Source organism: Frigidibacter oleivorans, assembly GCF_003993775.1.
In the GTDB taxonomy this organism is placed as follows: domain Bacteria; phylum Pseudomonadota; class Alphaproteobacteria; order Rhodobacterales; family Rhodobacteraceae; genus Frigidibacter; species Frigidibacter oleivorans.
Genome location: NZ_RJRZ01000003.1, coordinates 317,226 through 333,039 on the forward strand (window position 1 = coordinate 317,226; position 15,814 = coordinate 333,039).

Annotated in this window: 11 protein-coding genes; 2 read left to right on the top strand and 9 right to left on the bottom strand. The window is 70.8% G+C overall.

Annotated features, from left to right (window positions below; translation table 11 throughout):
• The first annotated feature begins 116 nt into the window (after positions 1-116).
• Entirely contained in the window at positions 117-1,307 is a 1,191-nt protein-coding gene (locus tag EEY80_RS06720) for an OpgC family protein (protein WP_164738172.1), read from the top strand.
• 10 nt (positions 1,308-1,317) lie between these two features.
• Here the strand turns inward: EEY80_RS06720 and glmM are convergent, their stop codons facing one another.
• The 8 genes from glmM to EEY80_RS06760 all read right to left on the bottom strand — a co-directional run bounded on the left by glmM (position 1,318) and on the right by EEY80_RS06760 (position 12,326).
• Complete coding sequence (gene glmM, locus EEY80_RS06725) at positions 1,318-2,661, bottom strand: phosphoglucosamine mutase (RefSeq protein ID WP_126975808.1); 1,344 nt, start codon at positions 2,659-2,661, stop codon at positions 1,318-1,320.
• Positions 2,658-3,674, bottom strand: coding sequence for a dihydropteroate synthase (folP, locus tag EEY80_RS06730; RefSeq protein WP_126975809.1), 1,017 nt, complete (start codon positions 3,672-3,674; stop codon positions 2,658-2,660). The genes glmM and folP overlap by 4 nt, the downstream gene beginning before the upstream one ends.
• A 38-nt stretch (positions 3,675-3,712) precedes the next feature.
• On the bottom strand, positions 3,713-4,633 hold the full coding sequence (locus EEY80_RS06735) for a dihydroneopterin aldolase (protein WP_126975810.1): 921 nt from the start codon (positions 4,631-4,633) through the stop codon (positions 3,713-3,715).
• A gap of 76 nt (positions 4,634-4,709) precedes the next feature.
• Positions 4,710-5,699 carry a cell wall hydrolase gene (locus tag EEY80_RS20660; protein ID WP_328590505.1) on the bottom strand — a complete coding sequence of 330 codons (990 nt, stop codon included), beginning with the start codon at positions 5,697-5,699 and terminating at the stop codon, positions 4,710-4,712.
• 203 nt (positions 5,700-5,902) lie between these two features.
• Positions 5,903-8,464, bottom strand: a complete 2,562-nt coding sequence (locus EEY80_RS06745; RefSeq protein WP_126975811.1) for a putative PEP-binding protein — start codon at positions 8,462-8,464, stop codon at positions 5,903-5,905.
• Positions 8,465-8,621: 157 nt separating this feature from the next.
• A complete protein-coding gene (gene glyS / locus EEY80_RS06750; RefSeq protein ID WP_126975812.1) occupies positions 8,622-10,907 on the bottom strand; it encodes a glycine--tRNA ligase subunit beta in 2,286 nt (761 codons plus the stop codon).
• Between the two features lies 1 nt (position 10,908).
• A complete protein-coding gene (locus EEY80_RS06755) occupies positions 10,909-11,385 on the bottom strand; it encodes a DUF6446 family protein (RefSeq protein WP_126975813.1) in 477 nt (158 codons plus the stop codon).
• Positions 11,382-12,326 (bottom strand): glycine--tRNA ligase subunit alpha, encoded by a 945-nt coding sequence (locus EEY80_RS06760; RefSeq protein ID WP_126975814.1) that lies wholly within the window; start codon positions 12,324-12,326, stop codon positions 11,382-11,384. The genes EEY80_RS06755 and EEY80_RS06760 overlap by 4 nt, the downstream gene beginning before the upstream one ends.
• Positions 12,327-12,502: 176 nt before the next feature.
• Between EEY80_RS06760 and EEY80_RS06765 the strand changes: the two genes are divergently transcribed.
• On the top strand, positions 12,503-14,314 hold the full coding sequence (locus EEY80_RS06765) for a serine protease (protein ID WP_164738173.1): 1,812 nt from the start codon (positions 12,503-12,505) through the stop codon (positions 14,312-14,314).
• On the opposite strand, the gene EEY80_RS06770 is transcribed toward EEY80_RS06765, so the two are convergent.
• Complete coding sequence (locus EEY80_RS06770) at positions 14,315-15,763, bottom strand: TrkH family potassium uptake protein (RefSeq protein WP_126975816.1); 1,449 nt, start codon at positions 15,761-15,763, stop codon at positions 14,315-14,317. It abuts the gene before it with no gap.
• Between the last annotated feature and the right edge of the window lie 51 nt (positions 15,764-15,814).

Consider the following 15,814-nt stretch of genomic DNA (forward strand, 5'->3'; position numbering starts at 1 on the left):
GCTGCAACTTATCTCGCAGCACCCTCCGGTCGATCCCGCATGGCATCCCGGCCCGCGCCCCTGCGCGGCGGCCGCCGGCCCCGGCTCGACCCGCGGGCCTTGAAAGGATGCCGCCAATGCGGTTCGTCATTCTCGACGGTTTCCGGGGGTTCTTCCTCCTGTTCATGATGATCGCGCATGCGAACGCGGTGCTGAACGCGCCGATCGGGCGCTATAACCACCACTACATCGGCTGGGTCGAGGATGCGCAGGGCTTCGTCTTCATCTCGGGGCTGGTCGTGGCGATGGTCTATGGCAAGATCCTGCTGCGCAAGGGCCGGCAGGCGATGGCCGAAGGGATCGGAGGCCGCATCCGCAAGATCTATGCCTATCACGCGGCGCTGATCCTGACCTTCCTCGTCGCGGCGCTGCTGCTGCCGATGGCGGGCATCCGCGCCGACATCCTCGGCCAGCAGCAGGACGAACCCTTCGTGTTCACGCTCGCGTCGCTGATGCTGACCACCGGCACGCTGCATATGGGCATCCTGCCGATGTACCTCTTCTTCATGCTGGCCACCCCCGGGGTGCTGTGGCTGTTCCATACCGGCCGGGCGCCGGTGGTGCTGGCAGGCTCGGTGCTGCTGTGGCTGTTCGCGCAGACGGGCCTGCCCGACCTTGCGCAGCTGCCGGTCGAGGCCGGGCTGGACGCGGCGGGGCATCCGATCAACATCGGCATCTATTTCAACATCTTCGGCTGGCAGGCGCTGTTCTGCGCGGGGCTGTGGATCGGCTGGTTGTCGGCGTCGCGGCGGCTCGACCTTGGCGTCCTGCGCCGGCCCGAGCTGCGGCCGATGGTCTGGCTCGCGCTCGGGGCCTTCCTGCTGCTCCTGGTGCTGGATGTCATCGCCTACAAGGGCTACCTGCCGCAGCACTGGCGCCAGCTGATCCTCGCGCCCATCGACCGCGGCAATTTCCACATCGTCTATGTGATCGCCTTCGCGGTGGACCTGTTCCTGGTGACCTGGCTGATCGTTGCCGGCCCCGGCAGCGGCAATCGCGGCTTTGCGCTGGCCGGCACGGCCCTCAACTGGCTCTTCACCCGGCCCGCGCTGATCGCGCTCGGCAAGCATTCGCTGCAGATCTTCGCGGCACATATCCTGATGGTCTATGCGCTGTCGATCTGGGCGGGCGAGACGGATGTGGACGCGATTTCGCCGATGACGCGGAACCTGCTGCTGCTGGCGAGCCTCGCGCCGCTGTGGGGCGTGGCCTGGCTGCACGAGCGGGTGAAACTGCGCCGCGCCGCGACGGCCGCCGCCGCGGCCTGAGGAGAGGCGGTCAGGCCACCGCCGTGACCGCCTCCACCACCTGATCGACGACGAGGCGCAGCACGCCCTCATCCTCGCATTCCGCCATCACCCGGATCAGCGGCTCCGTCCCCGACTTGCGGATCAGAAGCCGCCCCTGCCCGTTCAGCCGCGTCTCGGCCGCCGCGATGGCGTCGCGGACCCCGGTTTCGGCCAGCGGATCGTGACCGGCGCGGTAGCGGACGTTCTTCAGCATCTGCGGCACCGTCTCGAACTGGCGCACCAGGTCCGAGGCCGGCCGCCCGGTTTCGGCCATCGCCGCCAGGAACTGCAGCGCCGCGATCAGCCCGTCGCCGGTGGTGGCATGGTCGGTCATCACGATATGGCCCGACTGTTCGCCGCCGAGGTTGAAACCGCCCTCGCGCATCCGTTCGACCACATAGCGGTCGCCCACGGCGGTGCGTTCCAGCCGCAGCCCGCGCGCCTGCAGGAAGCGTTCCAGCCCGAGGTTCGACATCACCGTCGCCACCAGCGCCCCGCCCCGCAGCTTGCCCGAGGCCGCCCAGCGGTCGGCCAGCAGCGCCATGATCTGGTCGCCATCCGCGACGCTGCCGGTTTCGTCGAGGATCATCACCCGGTCGGCATCGCCGTCGAGGCTGATGCCCAGATCGGCACCATGCGCCACCACCGCCTCGGCCGCGGTGCGGGTATGGGTCGATCCGCAGTCGCGGTTGATGTTGTGCCCGTCCGGTGCCACGCCCACGGCGACGACATCCGCCCCCAGTTCCCACAGGACCTGCGGCGCGGCCTTGTAGGCGGCCCCGTTGGCGCAATCGACCACCACCTTCAGCCCGGCCAGCCGCCCCTGCCGGGGGAAGGTCGTCTTGGCATATTCGACATAGCGGCCCAGCCCGTCGTCGATCCGCTTCGCCCGGCCGATCTGGGCGGGCGGGGCAAGCTGCGGCGCGCCCTCGGCCAGCGCCTCGATCCGCGCCTCGGCCTCGTCCGACAGTTTGAACCCTTCGGGACCGAAGAACTTGATGCCGTTATCGGCCGCCGGGTTGTGGCTGGCCGAGATCATGATGCCCAGATCGGCGCGCATCGACCGGGTCAGGAAGCCCACCGCCGGCGTCGGCACCGGGCCGAGCAGCAGCACGTTCATGCCAGTGGAGGTCAGGCCGGCGGTCAGGGCGTTTTCCAGCATGTAGCCCGACAGCCGCGTGTCCTTGCCGATCACCACCCGGTGGCCGTTGCGGCCGTCGGTGCGGAAAAAGGCCCCCGCCGCCGCGCCGAGGCGCAGCGCCATTTCGGCGGTCATCGGATGGCTGTTGGCGGTGCCCCGCACCCCGTCGGTGCCGAAAAGCCTGCGTGTCATTCCCGAACCCCCTGCTGAACCGCCTGCCACAACCGGATGCCCTGCACCACCTCGGCCACATCATGCACGCGGTGGACCTGCGCCCCCTGCGCGATCCCCGCCAGCACCAGCGCCAGCGTGCCGGGGGCGCGGCGGTCGGGCCGCGCCTCGCCGCCGATGGTGCCCACGAACCGCTTGCGCGACACGCCCAGCAGGATCGGGCAGCCCAGACCGTGCAGCAGGCTCAGGCCGCGGATCAGCTCCAGGTTCTGCGCCGCGGTCTTGGCAAAGCCGATGCCCGGATCGACCCAGATGCGCGCGCGCGGGATGCCCGCCGCCTCGGCCGCCGCGATCCGCGCCGCGAGCCAGTCGAAGACGTCGAGCAGGACATTCTCATAGGCGGTGTCCGCCGCCATCGTCTCGGGCGTGCCGCGCATATGCATCAGGCAGACCGGCACCTGCCGGTCGGCCACCAGCGGCGCCAGCGCCGGGTCGAAAGTCAGCCCGGAAACATCGTTGACGAAGCCCGCCCCCATCTGCAGCGCCATGTCGGCGACCGCGGACTTGCGCGTGTCGATCGACAGCGGCAGCGCGGCATCCGCCCGGTGCAGGGCCTCGATCACCGGGGCGGTGCGGGCGATCTCCTCGGCCAGCGGCACCTCGGGCGCGCCGGGGCGGGTCGACTCGCCGCCGATGTCGATGATCTCGGCCCCGCAGGCCCGCAGCGTGTGCGCCTGCTGCAGCGCCGCCGCCGTGTTCAGATAGCGCCCGCCATCGGAAAAGCTGTCGGGGGTGACGTTCAGCACCGCCATCACCCGCGGCCGGTCGAGCGTCAGGCCTGCCAGCGCCGGGCGCGGCGCGGTCAGCCGCGCCAGAAGGTCGTCCGGCAGGTCGCCCGCGGGCACCACACCCTCGCTGCCCGCGCGGGTCAGCACCTCTGCCCGGTCGAACCAGCACCAGCCGCCGGCCAGCGGCAGGGCACCCGCCGGTCGGGCGGGATCGGTCATCGGGATCGGGCGGTAATAGCGGCTCATGTCGTCATTCACCGCATGGGCGGCAGCTTGGCAAGCGCTCAGCGCGGCAGATGGCGCACGGGCACGCGGCTTCCTGCCGGGACTGACATATCGCCGTGAATGTCGAGCTGCGCGGCCGCCAGCGTCTCGGCCAGCCACAGCGCCAGCGCCACCGCGTCCGAGGGCGCCGATTTCGGTCCGTCGACGGCATCGAGCACGATCTTCGACGGCGCCCAGACGATGATCTGGCGATGCCGCATCGCCCAGTCGATTTCCGTCCGGGTCGAGACGACGACGCAGCGCCGGTCGCGCGCCGCCAGCCGCCAGGCGTTCTGCTCGATCGCCAGCAGGTCGATCCGGCGCTGCACGACCCGGTTGCCGCTGTCGGGGCGCGGCCCGTCCGGCAGGCCCACGGTCAGGATCACCGGCTCGGGCAGCGCCTGCAGCGCAGTCAGCCGCGCCGCCAGATCGGGCGCGTCGATGGCCGGGTTGGCAAGGTAGACGACGCGGGGATGGATCGCCGCCTGCGACCCGTCCGCCGCCGTCCGCTGCACCGGCTGTGCCGCGCGCGAGCGCACGATTTCCACGCCCAGCGCGCCGGGGCCGCGGTCGAGCTTCTCGACCCGCACGAAGGCCCGCATCGCCTGCGGTTCGGCGAGGATGCGTTCGGCCACCTTCTCGGCCAGCGTTTCCAGCAGGTTCAGCCGTTCCGCCGCCAGTTCCGCCTGGATCGCCTCGGCGATGCGGTCATAGGACAGGATCAGGTCCACATCGTCCGCCAGCGGCGCGGGATGGGGCCGCACCTCGACCACGACGTTAAAGCGCAGCCGCTGCGTCTGGCCCCGTTCCTGCTGGAAGGCGCCGATATCGGCCTCGACCACATGGTCGCGCAGGCTGATCCGGTCGCGCGGATCGGCGCCGGCCGAGGCGATGGCGCGCTCTTCGGGATGGGCGAAGGCGAGGGTAATGTCGTTGCTCAAGGGGCGGCTCCGGCGGAACAGGTCCGCCATCATAGCGCGCCCCGCGGCAGAGGAAAGGCCGGGCCCGTCCGGCGGATCAGTCGCGGCCGCCCTCGGCTGCAAGGCTCCCGGTGCTGCGCGGCTGGCGCAGGAACCCGAACAAGCCGGCCGGACGCTTCGGCTCGGCCTCGGCCATCGCCACCAGCACCGGCGGCCGGTAGAAGACATGGCCGTCGATCTGCGCCGTCCGCACGAAGGCGCTGGCCCAGTCGGGCCGGACGCGCGGCGTGTGGAAATGCGTGGCGCCGTTGGTCAGCACCCGCGGCGCGCCGTCGAGCATCGCGCGGGCGACCCGCGCCGCGCGGTCCCAGGCGGCAGGTTCGTCGACGACATCGGCCCTGCCGTCGCAGAAATAGGAAAACTGGCAGCCCCGCGAGTTCGACTGCTGCACCACGCCGCAGACCGAGGCGGGATAGCGCGGGCTTTCCACCCGGTTCAGGATGACTTCCGCCACCGCCGCCTGCCCCGACAGGCTTTCGCCCCGCGCCTCGAAGTAGAGTGCGTTGGCGAGGCAGCGGAACTGCTGGTCGCCCTTCGGCGCGGGCTGCGCGGCCAGCCACATCATGTCGGTCACGCGCAGGTCGGCGCGGCCCGGAACAGCGGCCCTGCCCCGACCGGGCGCGGCGGCAAGGCGCAGGTTCGGCGCGGCCGTGCGACCGGCGGTCTGCGCCACGGCGGTGCCGGGGCGCGGCATCGGCCGCAGCGCGGGCATGTCAGGCGCGGCGAGAATCACGGGGCCGACGGCGGCGGTTTCGGCGACCGCGCCCGCCGCCGGCCGCCCGAACAGCGCCCGCCGCTGCGCCGGTTCGGCCACCAGCCCCGCCAGCGCGGCATCCGGGATCCGGGCAAACCCCTCCCGGTCCTGCCCCAGCAGCGTGGCCAGCCGCGCGTCGAGCGTGGCGGTCGGATCGTTGGAATGGCTGACGGTGACATCGGCCCGCAGATGGCCCGGCAGGATCAGCAGCAGGCCCACGGCCATCGCCCGGCCCCCCGCCGCCACAGTCCGCCAGATCCCCAGCACCCTCATTCCCGCGCCCCGATCAGCTTCCGGCCCCCGTTCAACTTTTCGTCAGAACAGCAGGAACCTGCCGCCGACAGCCAGTTCCGTAGCGGAAGGAGGGTTCACGGTCCACGAAAGGGCGTCCGCATCGGCGGTTTTTCGCCGATCACGCGCGGAAACAGGCCCGGATTCGGCAGCGAATCGGGTAGGTGATCCCACAAGGGATAGCGTCAGCCTTGCCGCTGTCCACCGGAATCTTGGGGTTTCGGCCGGTCCAGCAGCGCGAAATGCGCCGCCGCCAGCCGCGCCACCGGAACCCGGTAGGGCGAGCAGGAGACATAGTCGAACCCCGCCGCCCGGCAGAAGGCAATCGATTCGGGGTTGCCGCCATGTTCACCGCAGATCGACAGGGTCAGGTCCGGCCGCGTCTGCCGTCCGCGCCGGGCGCCGATCAGCAGCAGTTCCCCCACCCCGTCCTCGTCCAGCACGTGGAACGGGTCCTCGCGATAGACGCCCTGATTGACATAGGACCCCATGAACCGCCCCGCATCGTCGCGGCTGAGCCCGTAGGTCATCTGCGTCAGGTCGTTGGTGCCGAAGGACAGGAAGGCGGAATGCTGGGCGATTTCCGAGGCGCGCAGCGCCGCGCGCGGCGTTTCCACCATCACGCCCAGCCGATAGTCGAAATCCTCGCCCGTCTCGTTGCGTACGCCGGCGGCGACGGCGTCGATCCGGGTCTTGACCAGTTCCACCTCGCGCTTGGCCGACACCAGCGGGATCATGATCTCGGGCACCACCGGCGCGCCGCGGCGGCCGGATTCCACGGTCGCCTCGAAGATCGCCCGCGCCTGCATTTCGTAGATTTCCGGTATGGTGATGCCCAGCCGGACCCCGCGCATTCCCAGCATCGGGTTGAATTCGGACAAGGCGTCCACCCGCCGCGTCACCTCGGACAGCGGGCGGTCCAGCGCCTCGGCCAGTTCGCGCAGGCCCTCGCGGTCATGCGGCAGGAATTCGTGCAGCGGCGGGTCGAACAGCCGGATGCAGACCGGCTGGCCCGCCATGATGTCGAACAGCGCGATGAAGTCGTTGCGCTGCATCGGCAGCAGCCGCTCCAGCGCGATCCGCCGGTCATGCGGGGTGTTGGCGAAGATCATCTCGCGCATCACCGTCAGCCGGTCCTCGTCGAAGAACATGTGCTCGGTCCGGCACAGGCCGATGCCCTCGGCCTCGAAGGTGCGGGCGGTGCGGGCATCGTCGGGCGTGTCGGCATTGGCGCGGATGCCGATGTCGCGCACATTGTCGGCCCAGCGCAGCAGCGTGCGGAACCCGTCGTCCAGCGCCGGTTCCAGCATCGCGGGCGCGCCCGCCAGCACGTCGCCGGTGGTGCCGTCGACCGTGATCACATCGCCGTCGCGGAACACCCGCCCGTCCGGCCCGGTCATCGTGCGCTCGCGCGGATGCATGCGGATGTCCGATGCGCCGACGATGGCGGGCAGACCCAGCCCCCGGGCGATCACCGCCGCATGGCTGGTCATGCCGCCGCGTTCCGTCAGCACCGCGACCGAGGCATGCATCCCGCGGATGTCCTCCGGCGCGGTTTCGCGGCGGACGAGGATGCAGGGTTCGTCCCGCGCCGCGCTGGCCTGCGCCGCGGCGGCGCTGAACACGATGCGGCCGGTCGCGGCGCCGGGGCTGGCGGCAATGCCGGTCGCGATGCGGTCGCGGGGGACGCGCGGGTCCACCTGGTGGTGCAGCACCTCGCTCAGCGCGCGCGGCTCGATCCGCAGCAGCGCATCCTCGCGGGTGATGATGCCGTCATTGGCCAGCGCCACGGCGATGCGCACCGCGCCCCGGGCGCTGCGGGTGACCTTGACCGCGTCGATGACGCGCAGCGCGCCGTCCTCGATGGCGAACTCGATCTGCATCTCCTCGCGCAGCCGCTCGCGGCAGACCCGCCCGTGGCGCAGCAGCTCGGCGAAGATGCCGGGCGCGATCTCTTCCAGCGCCGGGCCGCGCGGATCGGCGACGAGGTAGAGCGTTTCCTCGGGCCCGTCGCTGTCCGGCCGCTGCCCGCGAAAGCGCCCGGTGATCTGCGGCCCGCCGGTCACCCCGTCCACGAACTGGATGGTGCCCGATCCGCACAGCCCCGGCCCCATCGGCAGCGCCATTTCCTGCACCACCAGCCCGAGCGCCGCGTCGGGCGTGGCGCCCTTGGCCGCGCGCAGCAGCCGGGCGGTCGTGCCCTCCCAGGCCCGGGCCATGCTGCGCAGCACCTCGGCCAGCTGCCGGGCCGGGTCCTGCGGGAAGGGCTCGTCGGTTTCCGCCTCATAGGCCGCCAGCGCCGCGGGCAGCGCATCCGGCCCCGCCGGGGCCGAGAACATGTCGGGATCGAGCCGCGCGACATGGATCGCGAAGGCCTGCACGAAGCGCAGATACAGCGCATCCGCCGCCTCGCGTCCGTGGGTCCGGGCGAGCGAGGCGTGGCGGCGGGCATTCATCCCCACGTTCAGCACCGTCCCCGGCCCGCCCCATTCCGGCCGTTCCGGCGAGGGCCGGACCGAGATCAGCGGTTCGTCCCCGAAGGGCGCGAGCAGCCGCGCGAGGTCGGGCATCGTGCCGGCCGCGATGGCGCGGACCGTGTCCGAGGGCAGCGCGACGGTCACCGGCACCGGCAGGTCCAGGCGGATCAGCCGCTGCAGGCATTTCGCGCGCCAGCCGTGCCGGGCCGCCGTGATGGCGGCGACCGGCTCGATCAGGGTGAACTCGGCGAAGTCGGTGATTTTCTGCACTGCGGCGAACTCCTTCCGCGGCAGGATACGCCGCTGCCGATTCTCCGCAAGTGGCCGAATTGGGCAAATCTGCACCCGGACGCCACGATAATTTGCACAGACATGACGCGTGCGTGAAGTTTGGGCGAAACCGGGGCCGGTTTTCCGGCCCCGCGCCCTAGCCTTCGACCTTCGTCAGATCGGCCACCGACAGGCAGATGCTGCGGATGCGAGACAGCAGGTTCAGCCGGTTGCGCCGCACGACGCCATTGTCGGAATTCACCTGCACCGCGGTGAAAAAGGCGTCGATCGGGCCGCGCAGGGCCGCCATCGCCGCCATGGCGCGGGCGAAATCCTCGGCCGCCATCGCGGGCGCGATCTCGGCCTCGGCGCGGTCGAGTGCCGCGAACAGGGCACGTTCGCTGTCATCCTCGGCGAACTTGACATCGGCGCCGAAGCTGTATTCGACCCCGTCCTTCGCCTCGGCCTGGGTCAGGATGTTGTTCGCCCGCTTGAACCCCTGCAGCAGGTTCGCGCCATCCTCGGTCTTCAGCGTGGCCGACAGCGCCTCGGCCCGGCGGACCAGCAGGGTCAGGTCGTCATTGCCGGGCATGGCGAGGCAGGCGTCGATCACGTCATGCCGGATGCCCTGGTCGCGGAGGAAGACCTTGAGGCGGTCGTGGAAGAAGGCGAGGAGGTCGGAGATGGCCTCGGCTTTCGCAGGAAAGCGGAAGTCTAAGCCTCGGCCGTCCGCGGTGAGGATGCCCAACTCGCCCTTCACAAAGGCACCCAGCAGGCGGGTGCGGTCCACTTTGAGCGTCTCCGGAAAATCTTCCGCCAAAACCTCGGCGTCTCTCAAAGCCGAAAGCAAAGAGGTTCCGTCGGGCGAGTCTTCAATAAGAACCGCCCGCTTGTGTCCGGCAACGCTCAACATGACGCTAGCCAATGCGTGGTCGATTTCGCGGCGAAGCTCCAATCGCACCCCATTCCCCACCACCAGCCGGATCACCCCCAATGCCGCCCGCCGCAGCGCATAGGGGTCCTTGGACCCGGTCGGCTTCTCGTCGATGGCCCAGAACCCGGCCAGCGTGTCGATCTTGTCGGCCAGCGCCACGGCGACCGAAACCGGTTCCGCAGGCACATCGTCGGACGGCCCCAACGGCGAGTAGTGGTCCTTGCAGGCGGCGGCCACGGCATCGGGCAGGCCGGCGGCGCGGGCATAGTAGCTGCCCATCAGCCCCTGCAGTTCCGGGAACTCGCCCACCATCGCCGATTGCAGGTCGGCCTTGGCGACCCGCGCCGCCTCGGCGGCGAGGTCCGGCGCGGCGCCGACGAGGGGCGCGATCTCGCGCGCCAGCGCCTCGATCCGGCGGATGCGGTCCATCTGCGAGCCAAGCTTGTTGTGGAAGGTCACGTGGGCCAGCCCCGCCGCCATGCCCTCCAGCCCCTGCTGCGCCACGGTGCGCAGGTCGTTGTCCCAGAAGAAGCGGGCGTCGGACAGCCGGGCGCGCAGCACCTTGCCGTTGCCCGCCAGCACGGTCGCGCCGTGATCCGCCGTCTCGCGGTTGGCGACGGTGATGTAGCCCTCGATCCGGCCGGTGCCGGGATTGCGGACCGAAAAGAACTTCTGGTGTTCGCGCATCGAGGTCTGCAGCACCTCGGGCGGCAGGCCCAGGAACTCCTCCCCGATCCGGCCCATCAGCACCACGGGCCATTCGACCAGCCCCGCCACCTCGGTCAGCAGGCCCGCATCCTCCACCACCTCCAGCCCGGCGGCGAAGGCGGCATTGGTCGCATCGTGCCAGATCCGGTCGGCGCGTTCGGCCGGGTCCAGCAGCACATGGGCGCGTTTCAGCTTCGCGGCATAGTCGTCGAAGGAGGACACCGGGAACCGCCCCGGCGCCATGAAGCGGTGGCCTTCGGTCGTGTTGCCCGCGACGATGCCGTCCACATCCAGCGGCACCACGCGGGCGCCGGCCTCGTCCGACATCAGGCACAGGATAGATTGCAGCGGCCGCACCCAGCGCAGGCTGCCCGTGCCCCATCGCATCGACTTCGGCCAGGGGAAATTGCGGATCGCGGAGTCCAGCACCTCGGCCACGATGGCGTCGGCGGGCCGGCCCGGCCGTTCGATCACCGCCATGTAGACCTGCGCCTTCTTGTCGTCGCGCACCGTCAGCTGCTCGCGCGTCAGGCCGGTGGAGCGCAGGAAGCCCTCGACTGCCGCCGCCGGCGCATCCACGCGCGGCCCCTTCCGCTCTTCCCGCAAGGTCGGGCTTTCCGCCGTCAGCCCCTGCACGGTCAGCGCCAGCCGCCGCGGGGTCGAGAAGGCCGCGGCCCCGGCATAGGTCAGCCCGGCCTCGACCAGACCGTCGGTCACCAGCTTCTTCAGGTCGTCGCGGGCGCGGGCCTGCATGCGCGCGGGGATCTCTTCCGAGAAGAGTTCGATCAGAAGGTCGGGCATGTCAGTGTTCCAGCGTCTCGTTGATCTGGTGCCAGGCGTAGGCGCGGCCATCGGGGAAGACCGCGATCACGCGGTCCACGCCGGGGCGGATGTCCTTCTGCGACAGGAAGGCCACCGCCTCGCCCGATTCCAGCGCGGTGCCGATGGCCTCGGCGTCGAAGCAGTCGAACCAGGCGGGGGCGATGGTGGGGGTCGGGGCGTCGTAGACCTGATAGGTTTCGGTCAGCATCGCCAGCGACTGGCTGGTGCGGAAGCAGGCCCGATAGCGCAGGGGCGAGCTGTCGCCCTCGATCCCCTCGAACTCGGTCGTCAGGATCGGCTCGGGCGCGCCGCTCGCCACCGAGGTCAGCCGCTGTTCCGCCGCCGCCGCATCGGCCGAGACGGGCTCGAAATGGCCGTATTCCTGCGACCAGTAGACCAGCCCGCCGAAGGCAAGCGCCGAGATCACGATGCTGCCGGCCACGATCTTGCCATTCACACCGCCACCTCTGCCGCCGCGCCGCCTGCCCCGCCGCCGCCCGCTTCGGTCGTCACGAAGGCATCGGCGCATTTCTTCGCCAGCGCGCGCACCCGGCCGATATAGGCCTGCCGTTCGGTGACCGAGATCACGCCCCGCGCGTCCAGCAGGTTGAACAGGTGGCTGGCCTTGATGCACTGGTCATAGGCGGGATGGGCCATCACGATCGCGCGACCGGCACCGTCCGTCGCGGGCGCGGCCAGGATGCGCTCGCACTCCGCCTCGGCATCCTCGAAATGGCTCAGCAGCATCGCGGTATCCGCCTGGTCGAAGTTCCAGCGGCTGTATTCCCGCTCGGTCTGGCGGAAGACATCGCCATAGCTCAGCGCGATCGGCGATTGCGGGTCGTTGTAGGGCATGTCCATCACATGGTCGATGCCCAGCACATACATGGCCAGCCGTTCCAGCCCATAGGTCAGCTCGCCCGAGACGGGGCGGCAGTCATGGCCGCCGACCTGCTGGAAATAGGTGAACTGGCTGACCTCCATCCCGTCGCACCAGACCTCCCAGCCGAGGCCCCAGGCGCCCAAGGTCGGGCTTTCCCAGTCGTCCTCGACAAAGCGGATGTCGTGCAGCGCAAGGTCGATGCCGATGGCCTGCAGCGAACCGAGATAGAGATCCTGCAGGTCTTTCGGCGAGGGTTTGATCAGCACCTGGTACTGGTAATAGTGCTGCAGCCGGTTCGGGTTCTCGCCATAGCGCCCGTCGGTCGGGCGGCGCGAGGGCTGGACATAGGCCGCAGCCCAGGGACGGGGCCCGAGCGCGCGCAGCGTCGTGGCCGGGTGGAAGGTGCCCGCGCCGACCTCCATGTCATAGGGCTGCAGCACGGCACAGCCCTTGCCGCCCCAGTAGCTTTGCAGGCGCAGGATGATCTCCTGAAACGAACGGGGCGTGTCGGTCATCGCGGTCTCGCGTCTTCGGTGGGGTCCCGGGCCGGCAGGGCGGCCGAATGGCGCGTTCTCAATAGGCAACAGGGCCGGGGCGGTCAATCGGCGCCGGGCCGCGTTGGGGGCGTCCGCCCTTGACGCGGCGGCGGGCTTTCGGAATGGAGTCCGGGACGGGTGAGGTGGCGAAAGTGATGATGAGGACGTTTCTGGGACTTGGCGTGGCGCTGGCGGCGCTGCCCCTGGCAGGCCTGGCCCAACAGCAGGGCGCACCGCTGGTGACGGTCCAGCCCCGCGACGCGGTCGTGCAGGGGGTCTGGGTGCAGGTCGAGGCGCAACCCACCCTCGCCCAGGCCGAGGCCCGCGCCCGCGCCTATGCCAGCCGGCTGCCGCAGGTGGCGGGCTATGCGATGGACACCGGCTGGTACGCCATCGTCCTCGGCCCCTTCGCCCCGGAGGACGCGGCCGAGCGGCTGGCCTTCCTGCGCGGACAGGGGGTGATCCCGGCCGACAGCTATGTGACCGATGGCGCCCGCTTCGGCCAGCGCTACTGGCCGGCGGGCGCTTTCCCCGATGCGCTGGCGGTCGCCCCGCCGGACACGGCGCTGCCCGGGACGGCCGCTGCGCCCCTGCCCGCCGATCCCGCCCCCGCCGATCCCCTTGCAGCCGATCCCTTCGCGGCCGAGGAAACCCCCGCCGAGGCCCGCGCCGCCGAGGCCGCGCTGGATGCCGAAGCCCGCCGCGCCCTGCAGGAGGCGCTGCAATGGGAGGGCCACTATCTGGGCGCCATCGACGGCGCCTTCGGCCCCGGCACGCGCGCCAGCATGGCCGAATGGCAGGGCGAGCGCGGCCTCGACACCACCGGCGTGCTGACCACCCGCCAGCGCGAGACCCTGCTGGCCGAGGTCGCCGCCGCCCGCGTCGCGCTCGGCCTGGCCACCGTCACCGAGGAAGAGGCCGGGATCTCCGTCACCCTGCCGATGGCGCTGGTGGAGTTCGCGGGCTACGAGCCGCCCTTCGTGCAATACGCACCGAAGGACGGCTCCGGTGTGCGGGTGATGCTGATCTCGCGCCGCGGCGATGCGGCCACGCTCGCCACGCTTTACGACCTGCTGCAGGGGCTCGAGGCGATGCCGCTGGAGGGCGAGCGCAGCCTGACCCGCAGCGACTTCCGGATCTCGGGCCGCGATGCCCGCCACCGCAGCCATGCCGAGGCCGAACTGAGCGGCGGCAGCATCAAGGGCTTCGTGCTGGTCTGGCCGGCCGGGGATGCCGACCGCATGGACCGCGTGCTGGCCGCGATGCAGGGCAGCTTCCGCGCCACTTCCGACCGGACGCTGGATGCGGGGCTGGGCCTGCCCTCCGCCGTCGCGCCGGACCTGCTGATGCAGGGGCTCGACACGCGCAAGCCCCTGCGCGCGCGGTCGGGGTTCTACGTGGACGGGCGCGGCACCGTCGCCACCACGACCGAGGCGGTGGAGGCCTGCGGGCGGATCACGCTCGACGGCGGGATCGAGGCACGGGTCCGGCTGACCGATGCCTCGGGGCTCGCGCTGCTCGACCCCGCGATGCCGCTCGCGCCGCCGGCCCATGCCGCCTTCGCCAGCACCCCGCCCCGCCCCGGCAGCGAGGCGGCGGTCGCGGGCTTCGCCTATGCCGAGGTGCTGGACGCGCCGGTGATGACCTATGGCGCGGTGGCGGAGCTGACGGGCCTCGGCGGCGAGACCGACCTGATGCGCCTGTCGCTGCCGGCGCTGCCGGGCGACGCGGGGGGCGCGATCCTCGACGCCTCGGGCGCGGTTACGGGCATGCTGCTGCCGCGCGCCGAGGGTCCGCGGGTCCTGCCGGAGGAGGTGGCGCATGCGCTGCAGGCGGGGCCGCTGGTGACACGGCTGGCCGAGGCCGGGCTCGCGCCCGAACCGGCGGTTCCCGGCCCGTCGCTGCCCGCCGCCGACCTGACGGCACGCGGGGTGAAGATGGCGGTGCGCGTGCTCTGCTGGGAGTGATCAGACCCGCCAGAAGCGGGGCAGCAGCAGCACGATCACCGACAGAAGCTCCAGCCGGCCCAGATACATCCCGACCGTCATCATCCACTTCGCGGCGACGGGGAAACCGTCCACTGCGCCGGTCGGACCGACCTCTGCCCCCCAGGCCGGGCCGACATTGGCGATGGCGGTCCATGCCGCGGTGATGGCGGTCTGCCCCGACAGCCCGGTCAGCGACAGCCCGACGATCAGCACGCCGAAGGTCAGCACGAACAGGCTGACGAAGGCCATGACCGAGCTGACCACCTCCTCATCCACCGGCACGTGGCCCATGCGGATCGTCTGCACCCGGTGCGGGCTGTGCAGCCGGCGGATCTGCGCCCGGATCGCGCTGAGCAGGATCATCCAGCGGAAGACCTTGATCGAACAGACGGTGGACGAGGAACAGCCGCCGATCAGCCCGACCATCAGCAGCAGGACCAGCGCCATGTGACCCCAGGTCGAGACATCGACCGACACGAAGCCGGTGCCGGTGAAGACCGAGACCACGTTGAACATCACCTCGCGCAGCACGGGCCAGAACGCATCCTCGTGCCGGATCATCCGGTACAGCGTCAGCACGACGATCGTGTAGCCCATCCAGCGCAGGAAGGTACGGACCTGCCGGTCCTCCCACAGCGGGCGGGCCTGCCCCTGCGCCAGCTGGACGAAGCGCACGAAGGGCAGCGCCGCGAGGATCATGAACAGCGTCGCAACAACCTCGAGCGCGCCGGTCATCGCGCCGAAGCTGGCGTCATAGCTGGAAAATCCGCCGGTCGAGACGGTGGCCAGCGCATGGGTCACGGCGTCGAAGGCGTCGAGCCCGACCAGCGCGAAGGCTGCGGCGCAGGCGACGGTCAACCCCAGATAGACCCGGATCAGCGCCGTCGAGATGTCCATCGCCCGGGGCAGGACCTTACCCAGCGTGTCGAACCCCTCGGTGCGGAAGAACTGCATGCCGCCGACCTTCATCACCGGCAGGAAGATCAATGCCACGATGACGATGCCGAGCCCGCCCAGCCATTGCAGCATCGCCCGCCACAGGTTCAGCCCCCGGGGCAGCGCGTCCAGCCCGACGATCACCGTCGATCCGGTGGTGGTGACGCCCGACATCGCCTCGAAATAGGCATCGGTGAACCCGAGCCCTGTCGCCCCCAGCATCAGCGGCAGCGCGCCGAACAGCGGCACCGCCGCCCAGATCCCCGCCGTCACAACGAAACTTTGCCGCAGGGTCAGCCCCGCCCCCACGCTGTTACGGCAGGACAGGGCCAGCAGGCCGCCCGCCGTCGCCGTGATCACCGCGCTTTCAAGGAAGGCCGCCCAATGCGGATCGCCCGACAGCGCGTCGAGCGTCATCGGCAGCAGCATGAGCGCCCCGAGGGTGGCCAGAACCAGCCCGATGACATATCCGACGGGACGCAGGTCGATCATGGCCGAGGCTTGGCCGGGCCGGCGGGCGGTGTCAACCGGCGAGGCGGGGGC